The sequence below is a fragment of the Albimonas marina genome (assembly GCF_029223255.1).
Lineage (GTDB): Bacteria > Pseudomonadota > Alphaproteobacteria > Rhodobacterales > Rhodobacteraceae > Albimonas.
This window is the reverse complement of sequence record NZ_JARHUC010000001.1, coordinates 340797-354033: the sequence shown is the minus strand read 5'-3', so window position 1 is coordinate 354033 and position 13237 is coordinate 340797. Positions and strand designations below refer to the sequence as shown.

Sequence of the window (13237 nt, the reverse complement as noted above, 5' to 3'; positions counted from 1 at the left end):
GTCGCGGCGGGGCAATGACCTAATGTCATAACAACATAATGATTCGGTCGACGCCACGACCGTACGCTCCAAGGGAGGAGACGATGACTCTGACGAGAACGCTGGCCGGCGCCCTGGCGCTGGCCTGGGCCGGGCTGACCGCCGCGGGCCCCGCGCAGGCCGAGGACATCGTGGTCACCCACTACGGGTCGCTGATGTACGGCGCGCCCTACGCCATCGCGATGGAGAAGGGGTATTTCGAGGAGGCCGGCGTCGACGTGACCGGCATCCTCACCTCGAAGGGCGGCGGCACCTCGGTGCGCAACATGATGGCCGGCGAAACGCCCTTCGCCGAAGTCGCCCTGCCCGCCGCCGTCTCGGCGATCAAGGAGGGCTTCCCGATCCGCATCGTGATGATGGGAACCTCGGGCAGCTCGGCCCACCTGGTCACCCGCAACGGCGAGAAGCTGGAGAACGTCGAGGACCTGAAGGGCAAGCGGCTGGTCTACTCGCGGCCCAAGTCGGTGTCCGAGGCGATCTTCCTGGGCATCGTCGACAACGCCGGCCTGACGCCGGACGACGTGAAGATGGTGGCCATCGGCGGCTTCTCGGCCGGGCTGACGGCGCTGGAGCAGAACGAGATCGACGTGGCGATCATCCCCGAGCCGATCTTCGCCAAGAAGGCGGCGGAGGGCACGGCCTACCAGAAGCTGCCCTGGATGAACGCGCTGGTGCCCTACTCGGCCTCGACCGTGGGGATCGTCACCGAGGACATGCTCGCCAAGCGTCCCGACGACATCCGCGCCATCATCGCGGCCCGCGCCAAGGGCGTGCAGTTCATCTACGACCACCCCGAGGAGGCGGCGCAGCTGATCGCCAAGGCCTACGGGATGGAGCCGGAGATCGTGGCCGCGGCCATATCCAACATCCGCGGCATGACCGATCACTGGTGGAAGCCGGGCGCCTTCGACTACGAGGCGATGGACGGCATGGCCAAGATGATGGCCGCCGTCGACCTGGTGGAGCTGCCCTTGGACTGGAGCGGCTACGTCGACGAGAGCTTCGTCGACGGAAAGGCGATCCAGTGAGCGTCACGGCCCTGGCCGACGTCGCCCCGCCCCCGCCGCAGGCGGGGGCGACGGCGGCGGCGCACGCCCGGCTGCGCGGGGTGACGCGGGTCTATGCCGGCCGCTCCGGCGGGCCGGACGTTCATGCGCTGGGCCCGATCGACCTGGATCTGCGCCAGGGCGAGTTCTTCTCGGTCGTGGGCCCCTCGGGCTGCGGGAAGTCCACGCTGCTGGACGTGCTCGCCGGCCTCTCGCCCCCCACAGAGGGGACGGTGGAGTTCGAGGGCGCGCGCATCGCGGGCCGGGTGCCCGACGGGGTGGGCGTGGTGTTCCAGGAGGACGCCTCCTTCCCCTGGCTGTCGGTCGAGGACAATGTCGCCTTCGGCCTGCGCCGCGAGGGGGTCGAGGCGGGAGAGGTCCGGCGGCGGGTGGATTTCGCGCTGGGCTTCATGGGCCTGCGCGACTTCCGCCGCGCCTATCCCAGCCAGCTGTCGGGCGGCATGCGCCAGCGCGTGTGCATCGCGCGCACCCTGGTGATGCAGCCCCGCCTGATCCTGCTGGACGAGCCCTTCGGCGCGCTGGACCAGCAGACCCGCCTGCTGATGGGCGACGAGCTGCTGCGCCTGTGGCGCGAGACCGGCGCGACGGTGATGCTGATCACCCATGCGCTGGACGAGGCGAACCTGCTGTCGGACCGCATCGGCGTGATGTCCGCCCGCCCCGGCCGCTTCATCGAGGTGGTCGAGACCGGCTGGGACCGGGAGCGGGATTCGAGCCTCGCCGAGCGGGCGGAGTTCGGCGCCGTCACCTCGCGCCTGTGGACGCTCCTGCGCGGCGAGTCCCTGCGCGCGCTGGGCCAGGGCGCGCAGGCGCCGGCGGGGTTCGCGCGATGACCCCGGCCGCGATCCTGCGCACGGTGGTGCTGGCGGGCGCGGTCGGCGGGCTGGAGCTCGCCTGCCGGACGGGCGCGATCCCGCCGACGATGGTGGTCGCGCCCTCGGCCATGGTCGCGGGCGCGGTGGAGGCGCTGGGCGACGCCGAGTTCTGGCGCCACTTCGGCGTCACCGTCGAGGCGGTGGCGATCGCCATGGTCGTGGCGATCGTGGGCGGGTTCTGCACGGGCTTCGCGCTGACCCGCGTGCCGCCGCTGCGCCGGGCGGTGTCGCCGTTCCTCGCCTCCTACTACTCGATCCCGCACATCGCCTTCTATCCGCTGCTGATCGTGATCTTCGGGCTGGGGCGCACGCCGCTGATCGTGCTGGCGACGCTGTTCGCGATGGTGGCGATGATCCTCGCCACCATGGCGGGGCTGGACCGGGTGCCCTCTGTCCTGGCGCGCACGGCGCGGGTCCACCGCCTGTCGCTCGTCGAGGAGATCTGGCGCGTGCGCCTGCCCGCGGCCGCGCCGCACATCCTGTCGGGGCTGAAGCTGGCGGTGGCCTATTCCTTCATCGGCGTGATCGCCGGAGAGTTCATCATGTCGACCGAGGGCATCGGGCACGAGATCGCCTACGCCTACGACAACTTCAACAACCGGCGCATGTACGCGCTGATCCTGATCGTGCTGGCGCTGGTGACGACCTTCAACATGACCGTCTTCGCCTGGGAGCGCCGGATGCTGAAACGGAGGGGCCTGTGAGCGCCGTCGCCGAACCCCCAGCGCCGGCGGGGGAGCGCCCCGGGCGCGCGCTGCTCGTCGCCCTGCGAGGGCCCGCGCTGGTGACCGTCGCGATCCTCGTCCTGTGGCAGCTGGCGCATGAGTTGGCCGGCGACGTGGCGATCACCGCGCCGGCGCCGACGCTGGCGCACCTGGTCGAGATGGTCGGCCAGGCCCGCTTCCTGCCGCATCTCGCCGAAACCGCGATGGCCTTCGGCCAGGCGCTGCTGATCGCCTGGATGGGCGGCGTGCTGATCGGGCTGGGGCTCGGCGGCAGCCGGCTGGCGGGGGAGGCGGCGGAGCCGGTGCTGGTCACGCTCTATTCCATCCCCAAGGTCACGCTCTACCCGGTGATCCTGCTGCTGTTCGGGCTGGGGATGCAGGCCAAGGTGGCCTTCGGCGCCTTCCACGGGATCATCCCCGTGGCGCTGTTCACCCTGAACGCGGTGCGCAACATCCCCGCGGTGCAGATCCGCACCGCCCGCGCCCTGCGGCTGAGCCCCGCCCAGCGGGCCCGCCACGTGCTGCTGCCCGCCGCCCTGCCGGAGGTCTTCGCGGGCCTGCGGCTGGGCTTCTCGCTGACCCTGCTCGGCTCGATGCTGGGGGAGCTCTTCGCCTCCCAGCGGGGGCTGGGCTTCCTGCTGATGAAGGCGATCGACCTGCATGACGTCGAGACGATCCTGGCCGTGGCGGTGCTGATCTCGGTCTTCGCGGTGGCGGCCAACATGGGGCTGCTGGCGATCGACCGGCGCCTGCGCCGGGGCGCCGCCCCCGCGGGGACGGGCGCATGAGCGAGGACGACGGCGCCTTCGCGCTGGACCGGGGCCTGGGGGCGCCGCTGCACCACCAGCTCTACCTGGTGCTGGCCGACGCCATCGCCTCGGGCCGCTACGCCGAGGGCGACGCCCTGCCCACCGAGGAGCGGCTGACCGAGCTTTACGGCGTGTCGCGGATCACCGTTCGGCGGGCGATGTCCTCGCTCCACGAACAGGGGATGATCGAGCGCGGCGCCGGCCGGCGCACCCGGGTGCGGGGCCTGGGCTATCCGCTGAACGCCTCGGGCGGCTCGATCGTGGACAACATCATCGCCATGGGCGCCGAGACCGTCGCGAAGGTGCTGGAGTTCGACTACGTCGAGGCCCGCGGCTTCGCCCGCGAGCGGCTGTGGCGCGGGGCCGAGGCGCCGGTGCAGCGCGCGGTGCGCCTGCGCTCCCAGGACGGGGCGCCGTTCGGCATCCTGACCTCCTGGGTGCCCGAGGCGCTGGGGCGGACCTGGACCGAGACCGAACTGGGCGAGCAGCCCCTGCACGCCCTCCTCAAGCGCGCGGGCGCGGAGGTGACGGCGACCCGCCAGCTCGTCTCCGCGGCGCTGGCCGATCCGCTGGCCGCCTCGCGGCTGGGGGTGCCGGTGGGGGCGGCGCTGATCGACCTGCGCTGCCTGATGATCGCCCGCGACGGGCGGGCGGTCGAATACCTCGAGATGCTGGCCCCGCCCGACCGGATGCGCCTGCGCTACGACCTGGGGATGGACACGCTGGAGGGGTCGATGACCCCGGCGGGGTCCGTCCGCCCTCCGAAGGAGCGAAACCCATGACCCACGCCGCGAATTTCCGCGCCCTGCTGGCGAAGGACGAGATGATCGTCGCCCCCGGGGCGATCGACGGCATCACCGGCCGCATGGTGGCGGCGGCGGGCTTCCCGGCGGTCTACATGACCGGGGCCGGCACCTCGATGGCGCTGGGATACCCGGACTACGGGCTGATCACGATGACCGAGATGGTCGCCAACGCCCGGCGGATCGTCGACGCCTCGGACCTGCCGCTGATCTCGGACGCGGACACCGGCTACGGCAACGAGCTGAACGTCTGGCGCACCGTGCAGGAGTTCGAGCGCGCCGGCGTCGCCGCGATCCATATCGAGGACCAGGCCTTCCCCAAGAAATGCGGCCACCTCGACGACAAGGAGCTGGCGAGCCGCGAGGATTTCGCCGCCAAGATCCGCGCCGCCGCCGCCGCCCGCCGCTCGGAGGAGTTCACCATCATCGCGCGCACCGACGCCCGCGGCCCGGCCGGGTTCGAGGAGGCGATCGCGCGCGGCAACCTCGCCCGGCAGGCCGGCGCCGACCTGATCTTCGTCGAGGCCCCCCAGTCGATGGAGGAGGTGGCCGAGATCCCGCGGCGCATCGACGGCCCCTGCCTTCTGAACATGGTCCGCGGCGGCAAGAGCCCCGACGTCTCGATCAAGGACGCGCAGGCGATGGGCTTCGCCGTCTCGATCGTGCCGGGCCTGCTGCTGCGCGGCATCTTCGAGAGCTGCGACCGCCTGCTGCGGGACCTGGCGGAGGACCGCTTCCCGCCCAACCGCTCCTCGCCCGGGGCGCTGTTCGCGCGCTTCGACGCGGCCGAGTGGGACGCGCGCCGCACCGCCTTCCGCGACCCCGCCGACGGGGCCGAGCGCACCGCGGCCGAATAAGGCCCCCCGGGCGGGCCGCCGCGGCCCCCCCGGTTCCCATGAGAACGGGCGCGCAGACGCCCCTCGGGAGGAAGACGATGACCGCCCCGCGAACCCTGCTGGACCGGATCTGGGACAGCCACGCCGTGGTCGAGCGAGACGACGGCTACACGCTGCTCTACATCGACCGGCACCTGATGCACGACGGCTCGGGCGGCTGCTTCGCCAAGCTGCACGAGAAGGGGCTGCCGCTGCGGCGGCCCGACCGCTCCTTCGGGACGCCCGACCATTTCGTGGCCTCGGCCGGCGGCGCCGCCGCGGCCCTGGTCGAGCCGCTGCGCCGGCGGGCGCTGTCGCAGATGACCGCCAACGCCGATCGGCACGGCTTCACCCTGTTCGACCTGGGCGACCCGCGGCAGGGGATCGCCCATGTCGTGGGGCCCGAGCAGGGCGTGACCCAGCCCGGGCTGACCATGGTCTGCGGGGACAGCCACACCTCGACCCACGGCGCGCTGGGGGCGCTGGCCTTCGGCGTGGGGCAGTCGGAGGTGGCGCACGTGATGGCGACGCAGTGCCTGTGGCAGCGCCGCCCGAAGGCGATGCGCGTGACCTTCGACGGCCGCGCGGCCGACGGGGTGACCGCCAAGGACCTGGCGCTGGCGATGATCGCGGCCATCGGGGCGGGCGGCGGCGCGGGCCACGTGATCGAGTACGCGGGCCAGGCGGTGCGCGAGCTCTCGATCGAGGGCCGGCTGACGCTGTGCAACATGTCGATCGAGGCCGGCGCCCGCGCCGGCATGGTCGCCCCGGACGAGACGACCTTCGCCTATCTGCGCGGCCGCCCCTTCGCCCCGCAGGGCGACGACTGGGACCTGGCCGAGGCGCACTGGCGCGGCCTCGCCTCCGACCCGGACGCCGTATTCGACCGCGAGGCGCGGATCGACGCCGCCTCCCTCCCCCCCATGGTGACCTGGGGCGTCAGCCCCGAGGACGCGAGCCCGGTGGACGGGCGCGTGCCCGACCCCGCCGCCGCCCCCACCGCCGCGGCGCGCGAGGGGATGGCGCGCACGCTCGACTACATGGGCCTGACTCCCGGCGCCCCGATCGAGGGGATCGAGGTGGACCGCGTCTTCATCGGCTCCTGCACCAACAGCCGCATCGAGGACCTGCGCGAGGCCGCCCGCGTGGTCCGCGGCCGCAAGGCGGCGCGGCCGGCCTGGGTGGTGCCCGGCTCGGGCCTGGTGAAGGCGCAGGCGGAGGCCGAGGGGCTGGACGTCGTGTTCCGCGACGCGGGCTTCGAGTGGCGCGAGCCGGGCTGCTCGATGTGCGTGGGCATGAACGGCGACGTCGGCCGGCCGGGGGAACGCGTCGCCTCGACCACCAACCGCAATTTCCAGGGGCGGCAGGGGCCGGGGGTGCGCACGCACCTGGTCAGCCCCGCCATGGCGGCGGCCGCGGCGGTCGAGGGCCGCTTCGCCGACGTCCGCCGGATGCTGGGCTGAGGAGACCGGGGATGGAGCCCTTCACGACCCTGCGCGCCCGGGCGCTGCCGCTGCCGCTGGCCAACGTCGACACCGACCAGATCATCCCGGCCCGCTTCCTCGCCCGCCCGCGGGCCGAGCAGGTGGAGGCCTGCTTTCACGACCTGCGGCTGGACGCGCAGGGGCGGCCGAAGCCGGACTTCCCGATGAACGACCCCGCCCGCGCGGGCGCCCGCATCCTGGTGGCGGGGCGCAACTTCGGCTGCGGCTCGTCGCGCGAGTCGGCGGTCACCACGCTGATCGACAACGGCTTCCGCGCCTTCGTGGCCCCCAGCTTCGGGGACATCTTCTTCAACAACTGCTTCCAGAACGGCGCCCTGCCCGTGCGCCTGCCCGCGGAGCGGATCGAGGCGCTGCTGGCCCTGCTGGCCGCGGACCCGGAGGCGGAGATCGCCATCGACCTGCACCGGGGCGAGATCGCCGGCCCCGACGGCGTGGTAGACCGGTTCGAGGTGGACGGCTTCCGCCGCGACTGCCTGCTGCGCGGGGTCGACGTCATCGACCTGACCCTCGGCCACGGCCCGGAGATCGCCGCCTTCGAGGCGCGCCAGGCGCAGGAGCGGCGCTGGCTGGACCGGCTTCCCGCCTGAGCGGGCGGCGCTCGGCCAGGCGCGGCCGGATCTAGGCGCCGCCGGCCGAGACCGCGGCGGCGAGCCTCGGGTCGCCCAGGAAGGCCGACAGGGGCAGGTCGATGCGCAGCGAGGGGCTTTCGCGCAGGGCCTGCACGCCGGTCCGGATGACGCGCATCTTCCAGCTTTCCCGCCGCGTCGGCGCGGGCTTCGCGAAGGCGCGGCAGGTCAGTAGGGCGAGCGCGCCGCCCCCCGCCGGATCGCGGACCGAGGCGTAGCGGATCGCCTCCACCCCCGCCTCGCGCGCGGCGTCGGCCAGCGCCTGGCAGGCGGCGTAGTCGACCGGGTCGGTCCACAGCGCCGCGTCGGCGGCGAGCGCGCCCGTGCGCAGGTCGAGGCTCGCCTCGGTCGCGGCGGGGACGGCGAAGGCGGTGAAATCGGCGGGCGCGTCGGGCAGGGGAGAGGCCGGGCTCTCCACCACGAAGAACAGCAGGCGGTAGAAGGCCATCTCGGCCATCGCCGTCTCCGGGCGGTCGGCGGCGTAGAACACCCCCGGCGTGCGGCCGGCCCGGCGGAAGCGGGAGCCGTGGGGATAGCTCTTGTAGCGGAACGGGGTGGCGAGCAGGTAGTCGAGCCCCTCGCACTCGGGCGGGACGGGGGGCTTGGTCTCCTCCAGCAGGGCTTCCAGCGCCGCCTGCTCGGCCAGCGTGTCGACCAGCTTCAGGGTCGAGACGACGTGCTGCGCCTCGACCATCCGCCAGGCGGTCGCCCTCAGCGGGCGCGCCTCAGATCGGAGCGCGTCGGGCGTCCAGGTAGTCGACGACATCCACCAGCCCCGCGACGGTCAGGATGCGCTCGATCGGCGGTGCGCCGAGCGCGAGGTTCTCGGCCCGCAGCCAGGCGCGGGCGGCCGCCTCGTCCCCGCCGGCGATGGCGTCGAGGGAGCGGAACAGGCGCACGAAGAGGGCCGCGAGCTCGAAGGACTTCTGGTCCCGCTCCAGCCGCGCCGCGCCGGACTTCAGGCGCGAGACGGTGGAGGGCGAGACGCCGATCACCCGCGCGAGCTGGTCGTGGGTGACGCCCAGCCGGGCCGCCGCGCGCAGCACGGCCTTGGCGAGCACCGCGCCGGGATCGGGCGCAGGCGAGACGGCGTCTTGCAGCAGGGTCATCGGACCCTCCTCCGGCATCGGGGCGGCGGCCGCCCGCGGCGACCGCCTTTCACGTGACGTAGTATAGCGATTTTCTTGCAGATGACAAGAATACCGCCGGCGCGTCAGGTCCCGGTGAAGGCCGGCGCGCGCTTTTCGACGAAAGCGGCCGCGGCTTCGCGGTGATCGTGCGTCTGGGACGACAGCGTGTGATTGCGCGCCTCCTCGTCGAAGCATTCCGAGAGGGAGCCGCCGGCCTCCGCCGCCGCGATGTTCCGCTTCACCCGCCCGTAGGTCAGGGTCGGGCCGGCGGCGAGGCGGGCGGCGAGCGCGGTCGCCTCCTCCATCACCGACGCCGCGGGGACGGCGCGGGTGACCAGGCCCATGGCAGCGGCCTCGACGCCCGAGAGCACGGGCGAGAGCAGGTAGAGCTCCCGCGCACGGGCGGCGCCCAGCAGGTGGGTGAGGAAATAGGTGCCGCCGTAGTCGCCCGAGAGGCCCACCTTGGCGAAGGCGGTGGTGATCTTGGCGTCGTCGGCGCAGATGCGGAAGTCGCAGGCCAGCGCCAGCGACAGGCCCGCGCCGGCGGCGGCGCCCTCGATCGCGGCGATGGTCGGCTTCTCCATCTCATGCAGGTAGCGCGAGGCGTTCATGCGGTCGCGCAGCGCGTTCATCCGCTCGCCCAGGGGAGCGTCGCGGCCGGCGCCCTCGTTCATCGCCTTCACGTCCCCGCCCACGCAGAAGGCGCCGCCGGACCCGGTCAGCAGCACGGCGCGGACCTCCGGGTCCATCGCGGCGGCGGCGGTGGCGTCGCGCAGGGCGAGGGTGAGGTCGGGGTTCAGGGCGTTCTTCCGCTCGGGGCGGTTCATGGTCAGGACGAGCAGGCCGTCCTTCAGCTCGCGCTTGAGCACGTCGGTCATCGGATCCTCCCGGGGCTTCGGCGCCTCGCTCGGGCGCCTGTCGCTTCGGGGGACATTGGTGGCACGGACTTGCCGGCCGGTCGATGACTTTCCGCACGGGCTCTCGAGCGCGGGGGTCGGCGCCGAGGGGGCGTCGAACCCCCTCGTCGCCGTTCGCCGCACAGCGGCGAAGGCGCCCGGCCGGGCAGGGACGGCGCAGAGGCCTGCCCGCCGACGGACGGACCTGTCGGACCGACGCCGGGGCGCGCTGCGATCGGCGGCCCGCCGATCCCGGTCCCGCGGACCGCGCCGTCGGAACCGCGTTCAAAGATCCTGGCGGATGATGTCGGTGACCAGGACGTCATGGGCGACCGGGCCCAGCACGCTCTGCGCCGCTTCGAGCAGGGCGCCGCGCAGGTCGGCCATCACCGGCGCCGCGGTGAAGGCGCCGTTGAACGCGCCGGACTGGGCGTGGCGGAACAGCACCTGCAGGAAACGGTCGCGCAGCTTGGGCTCGCGTTCGTAGACGACGGAGGTCTGGCCCGCGTCGACCTCGACCGAGAGGGTGAGGATCAGCAGGGAGGTCACCTCCTCATGTTCGACGATGGGGGCGATGAACTGGCGTTCGAGCTTGGCGTATTCGCGTTTCAGATCCGGGTCGTAGGGGGGCGGGGGCCCGTCGGGGTGGGCCTTCGCCACGGCGTCGCCATGGCCCCCTCCGTGCGCCTCGGCCTCCGCCCCGCCATGGCTCTCCGCGGAGGTCCCGGCAGGGTCCGCGGCGGCGGCCTCCTCCTCCGGCGGCGGGGGGCGCATCATCTGGCCGGCGAAGAGACCGCCGCCGAGGCCGACCAGCGCGAGGATCAGGGGGATCAGCATCTTCATCGGAGGGCTCCGCGCTCAGAACGGCATCACCACGTCCAGCACCTGCTGGCCGTAGCGGGGCTGCTGCACGTCGTAGATCTGGCCGCGGCCGCCGTAGGCGATGCGGGCCTCGGCCATCTTGTCGTAGGTGATCTCGTTGCGTCGGGAGATGTCCTCGGGGCGCACGATGCCGGCGACCTGCAGGTCGCGCAGCTCGTAGTTCACGCGCACCTCCTGGTTGCCGGCGACGACGAGATGGCCGTTGGGCAGCTGGTCGACCACGGTGACGGCGATGCGCAGCGTGATCTGCTCGTTCCGCGTGACCTTGCCGTCGCCCGAGGACGACGAGGAGGAGCCGATCCCCGCCGCCGGGTCGGTCGACACCCCGAAGGCGTTGTCGACCAGCGACGGCAGCCCCACCAGCGCGCTGACCGACACGTCCTCGGACGCGGATCGGTTGCGCTCGGACTGGTTGGAGATGTTGGCGGAATCGTCGATCTCGATCACCACGGTCAGGATGTCGCCCACCGATTGCGCGCGTCGGTCGCCGAAGAGCGAATCCGGGCCTGAACGCCACAGCGAGGCGACCGCGTAGTTGGGCGGCGGCGTGCGCTCCGGCGGGGTCGCGATGGCGCGGCGCTGGGGGGTGACCGGCGGCGGCGGGCGCACGGCGGCGCCGGGCGCGGTGAACTCCGGCTCCTTGCCGACGTTCTTCAGCCGGTCGGAGCAGGCCGTCAGCAGCAGCAGCGCGCCCAGCGCCAGGACGAGGGCGGGCAGGCGGGATGGGAACAGGGTCATGGCCCGACCTCCACGGTTCCGTCCTCGGCGATGCGGCCGACGACGGTCTGGCGGGACGAGAGGTTCACGACGCGGATGCGCTCGCCGACGGCGCCGCGGTCCATCGCCCGCCCCTCGGCGGTGATCAGCAGGGCGCCGCGCTGATAGCGCATCAGAACCAATGCGTTGCGCTCGACCAGGGCGGGGGGGCCGATGTCCTCGGCCCGGATCGGGCGGCCGGCGTAGAGCGCGACGCGGGTCTCCATCCCCACGGCCTCGGCCGGGTCCGCGAGGCCGTCGCCGAAGGGGCTGGGGCGCAGCGCGACGTCGGCCTCGGTCAGGATCGTGCGGCTGGGGATGGGCCGCGTGGCGACCACCGCCGGCCCGCCGCCGCCCGCGACGGCGCCGGAAGGCGCCCAGCCGGGCGGCCCCCAGCTCGCCCCGCTCTGCGCCGCGGCGGGCGCGGCCAGACCGGCGAGAAGCGCCACGCAGAGAGCGGCGCGCAGGCGAAGCAAGCGCCCGCCCGGCGCGAGGACGGAGAGGAGGTGCAGCAGGACCACGGTCAGCGCACCTGCGCGGTGGCGGCCATCATCTGGTCGACGGCGGTGATCACCTTCGCGTTCAGCTCGTAGCCGCGCTGCGCCTCGATCAGGCGGGTGATCTCGCGCACCGGGTCGACGGCGCTGTCCTCGAGATAGCCGGCGCGGAAGATGCCGCGGCCGTCCACGCCCGCGTCGCCCGCCTGGGCGGGCCCCGAGGCCTCGGTCTCCAGGTAGAGGTTGCCGCCGATCGCCTCGAGCCCCTTCTGGTTGATGAAGGAGACGAGGTTCAGCCGGTCCAGCAGCTGGCCCCCGACCTGGTTGTCGAAATAGGCGTAGACCTCGCCCTCGGCGTTGATCGAGACCGAGCGGGCGTCGGCGGGAATGGTGATCTCGGGCGCAACGGGGAAGCCGTCGGAGGTGACGATCAGCCCGTCGCCGTTGCGCTTCAGCGACCCGTCGCGGGTGTAGGCCGAGGTTCCGTTGGGCAGGATCACCTCGAGATAGCCCGCCCCCTCGATCGCGACGTCGAGCTCCCCCTCGGTCCGACGCAGCGAGCCCTGCTCGACGTCCATCGACACGGCCGCGGTGCGCACGCCCAGGCCCAGCTGCACGCCCGCCGGCAGCACCGTGCCGTCGGAGGCGTTGACGGTGCCCGCGCGCTGGGCCTGCTGGTAGTGCAGGTCCGCGAACTCCGCCCGGCGGGGGTTGTAGGCGGTGGTCGACATGTTGGCGAGGTTGTTGGAGATGACCTCGACCCGGAGCTGCTGGGCTTCCATGCCCGTGGCGGCGATCTTCAACGCGCGCATGGCAGGCGTCTCCTGGACTGGGGGATGGGGCGGGGCTTCGGCCGGGGCGCCGGGGCGGGCGGCGGACGGGCGGGCGCGCCGCGCCAGGTCGGTCGCCTTCGACGCGGACGGCCGCGATGGGGAACAGCGCCCGCGGCGGGGCGCGCGGACGGCGGCGCGGCGAGGCCGGAGGCGGGCCCGGCGATCATGACTGGCCGCCGAGCTGGCGGACGGCGGCGCGGATACGCTCGTCCTCGCGTTCCAGCATCGCCTGGCCCAGCTCGTAGGCGCGCTGCACCTCGATCATGCGGGCGAGTTCGACGACGGGCTGGACGTTTCCAGTCTCGACGAAGCCCTGGAAGACGACGCCGTCGGCGGGCTCCAGCGGCTGGTCGGCGCGGAACATCACGCCGCCCTCGCGGATCAGCCGATCGGGCTCGGGCACGGTGACGACGGCGAGGCGGCCCTGAACCGCCCCGTCGACCGAGACCGTGCCGTCCGTGGCGATCACGACCTCGTCGCCCTCGGGCACGAACAGCGCGGCGCCGCCCGCGTCGAGCACCGGATAACCGTCGTAGGTGACCAGCGCGCCGGCCGCGTCGCGGGCGAAGGCGCCGTCGCGGGTCAGGGTGGGGCCCTGCGGCGTCTGCACCATGAAGAAGCCGTCGCCCTCGATCGCCACGTCGAGCGCGCCGCCCGTCCGCTCCATCGCGCCCTGGGCGAAGTCGGTGCGACGCACCCGCGCCTCGGTCATCGAGAGGGAGGGGGCGCCGTCGGGAAGAGGTTCGATCATCTCGGCGAAGACCACCCCCTCGCGCCGATAGCCGGTGATGGAGAGGTTGGCGATGTTGTTGGCGACGACCTGCATCTCCTTGAGCAGGCCGGACTGGCGGCTGAGGGCCAGGTAGATCGGGTTGTCCATCCGGGGTTCTCCTCGGGGGTCGTCTCGGGCGGAGCGCGG

At 73.2% G+C, this 13237-nt stretch carries 16 protein-coding genes; 8 read left to right on the top strand and 8 right to left on the bottom strand.

What is annotated here, in order from left to right:
• Positions 1 to 83: 83 nt before the first annotated feature.
• From P2H44_RS01610 to leuD, 8 genes are all read left to right on the top strand, one after another.
• Positions 84 to 1067 (top strand): ABC transporter substrate-binding protein, encoded by a 984-nt coding sequence (locus P2H44_RS01610; protein WP_275761668.1) that lies wholly within the window; start codon positions 84 to 86, stop codon positions 1065 to 1067.
• Complete coding sequence (locus P2H44_RS01605; protein WP_275761667.1) at positions 1064 to 1939, top strand: ABC transporter ATP-binding protein; 876 nt, start codon at positions 1064 to 1066, stop codon at positions 1937 to 1939. The genes P2H44_RS01610 and P2H44_RS01605 overlap by 4 nt, the downstream gene beginning before the upstream one ends.
• Complete coding sequence (locus P2H44_RS01600; protein ID WP_275761665.1) at positions 1936 to 2685, top strand: ABC transporter permease; 750 nt, start codon at positions 1936 to 1938, stop codon at positions 2683 to 2685. Before P2H44_RS01605 ends, P2H44_RS01600 begins: the two co-directional genes overlap by 4 nt.
• Complete coding sequence (locus P2H44_RS01595; RefSeq protein ID WP_275761664.1) at positions 2682 to 3494, top strand: ABC transporter permease; 813 nt, start codon at positions 2682 to 2684, stop codon at positions 3492 to 3494. Before P2H44_RS01600 ends, P2H44_RS01595 begins: the two co-directional genes overlap by 4 nt.
• On the top strand, positions 3491 to 4297 hold the full coding sequence (locus tag P2H44_RS01590; RefSeq protein ID WP_275761663.1) for a GntR family transcriptional regulator: 807 nt from the start codon (positions 3491 to 3493) through the stop codon (positions 4295 to 4297). The genes P2H44_RS01595 and P2H44_RS01590 overlap by 4 nt, the downstream gene beginning before the upstream one ends.
• On the top strand, positions 4294 to 5175 hold the full coding sequence (locus P2H44_RS01585) for an isocitrate lyase/PEP mutase family protein (protein ID WP_275761662.1): 882 nt from the start codon (positions 4294 to 4296) through the stop codon (positions 5173 to 5175). Before P2H44_RS01590 ends, P2H44_RS01585 begins: the two co-directional genes overlap by 4 nt.
• Positions 5176 to 5252: 77 nt before the next feature.
• Complete coding sequence (gene leuC, locus P2H44_RS01580; protein WP_275761661.1) at positions 5253 to 6656, top strand: 3-isopropylmalate dehydratase large subunit; 1404 nt, start codon at positions 5253 to 5255, stop codon at positions 6654 to 6656.
• A gap of 11 nt (positions 6657 to 6667) precedes the next feature.
• Positions 6668 to 7285 (top strand): 3-isopropylmalate dehydratase small subunit, encoded by a 618-nt coding sequence (gene leuD, locus P2H44_RS01575; protein WP_275761659.1) that lies wholly within the window; start codon positions 6668 to 6670, stop codon positions 7283 to 7285.
• A gap of 31 nt (positions 7286 to 7316) precedes the next feature.
• On the opposite strand, the gene P2H44_RS01570 is transcribed toward leuD, so the two are convergent.
• From P2H44_RS01570 to P2H44_RS01535, 8 genes are all read right to left on the bottom strand, one after another.
• A complete protein-coding gene (locus P2H44_RS01570) occupies positions 7317 to 8090 on the bottom strand; it encodes an RES family NAD+ phosphorylase (protein ID WP_275761658.1) in 774 nt (257 codons plus the stop codon).
• Positions 8050 to 8433: an antitoxin Xre-like helix-turn-helix domain-containing protein gene (locus P2H44_RS01565; protein ID WP_275761657.1), complete on the bottom strand. Its 384-nt coding sequence runs from the start codon at positions 8431 to 8433 to the stop codon at positions 8050 to 8052. Before P2H44_RS01565 ends, P2H44_RS01570 begins: the two co-directional genes overlap by 41 nt.
• Positions 8434 to 8537: 104 nt before the next feature.
• Entirely contained in the window at positions 8538 to 9332 is a 795-nt protein-coding gene (locus tag P2H44_RS01560; protein ID WP_275761656.1) for an enoyl-CoA hydratase-related protein, read from the bottom strand.
• 303 nt (positions 9333 to 9635) lie between these two features.
• Complete coding sequence (locus P2H44_RS01555; RefSeq protein ID WP_275761655.1) at positions 9636 to 10193, bottom strand: flagellar basal body-associated FliL family protein; 558 nt, start codon at positions 10191 to 10193, stop codon at positions 9636 to 9638.
• Positions 10194 to 10208: 15 nt separating this feature from the next.
• Positions 10209 to 10970, bottom strand: a complete 762-nt coding sequence (gene flgH, locus P2H44_RS01550; protein WP_275761654.1) for a flagellar basal body L-ring protein FlgH — start codon at positions 10968 to 10970, stop codon at positions 10209 to 10211.
• A complete protein-coding gene (flgA, locus tag P2H44_RS01545; RefSeq protein ID WP_345798968.1) occupies positions 10967 to 11509 on the bottom strand; it encodes a flagellar basal body P-ring formation chaperone FlgA in 543 nt (180 codons plus the stop codon). The genes flgH and flgA overlap by 4 nt, the downstream gene beginning before the upstream one ends.
• Before the next feature lie 2 nt (positions 11510 to 11511).
• The gene (gene flgG, locus P2H44_RS01540; protein WP_275761653.1) at positions 11512 to 12297 is read right to left on the bottom strand and encodes a flagellar basal-body rod protein FlgG; all 786 of its coding nucleotides are present in this window, start codon (positions 12295 to 12297) and stop codon (positions 11512 to 11514) included.
• 184 nt (positions 12298 to 12481) lie between these two features.
• A complete protein-coding gene (locus P2H44_RS01535) occupies positions 12482 to 13198 on the bottom strand; it encodes a flagellar hook-basal body complex protein (RefSeq protein WP_275761652.1) in 717 nt (238 codons plus the stop codon).
• Between the last annotated feature and the right edge of the window lie 39 nt (positions 13199 to 13237).

Excerpts from the sequence above, each read along its gene's own strand:
- P2H44_RS01610 (WP_275761668.1), top strand. The coding sequence starts at position 84 with ATGACTCTGACGAGAACGCTGGCCGGCGCCCTGGCGCTGGCCTGGGCC.
- P2H44_RS01600 (WP_275761665.1), top strand. The coding sequence starts at position 1,936 with ATGACCCCGGCCGCGATCCTGCGCACGGTGGTGCTGGCGGGCGCGGTC.
- P2H44_RS01590 (WP_275761663.1), top strand. The coding sequence starts at position 3,491 with ATGAGCGAGGACGACGGCGCCTTCGCGCTGGACCGGGGCCTGGGGGCG.
- P2H44_RS01585 (WP_275761662.1), top strand. The coding sequence starts at position 4,294 with ATGACCCACGCCGCGAATTTCCGCGCCCTGCTGGCGAAGGACGAGATG.
- leuC (WP_275761661.1), top strand. The coding sequence starts at position 5,253 with ATGACCGCCCCGCGAACCCTGCTGGACCGGATCTGGGACAGCCACGCC.
- leuD (WP_275761659.1), top strand. The coding sequence starts at position 6,668 with ATGGAGCCCTTCACGACCCTGCGCGCCCGGGCGCTGCCGCTGCCGCTG.
- P2H44_RS01570 (WP_275761658.1), bottom strand. The coding sequence starts at position 8,090 with ATGTCGTCGACTACCTGGACGCCCGACGCGCTCCGATCTGAGGCGCGC.
- P2H44_RS01565 (WP_275761657.1), bottom strand. The coding sequence starts at position 8,433 with ATGACCCTGCTGCAAGACGCCGTCTCGCCTGCGCCCGATCCCGGCGCG.
- P2H44_RS01560 (WP_275761656.1), bottom strand. The coding sequence starts at position 9,332 with ATGACCGACGTGCTCAAGCGCGAGCTGAAGGACGGCCTGCTCGTCCTG.
- P2H44_RS01555 (WP_275761655.1), bottom strand. The coding sequence starts at position 10,193 with ATGAAGATGCTGATCCCCCTGATCCTCGCGCTGGTCGGCCTCGGCGGC.
- flgH (WP_275761654.1), bottom strand. The coding sequence starts at position 10,970 with ATGACCCTGTTCCCATCCCGCCTGCCCGCCCTCGTCCTGGCGCTGGGC.
- flgG (WP_275761653.1), bottom strand. The coding sequence starts at position 12,297 with ATGCGCGCGTTGAAGATCGCCGCCACGGGCATGGAAGCCCAGCAGCTC.
- P2H44_RS01535 (WP_275761652.1), bottom strand. The coding sequence starts at position 13,198 with ATGGACAACCCGATCTACCTGGCCCTCAGCCGCCAGTCCGGCCTGCTC.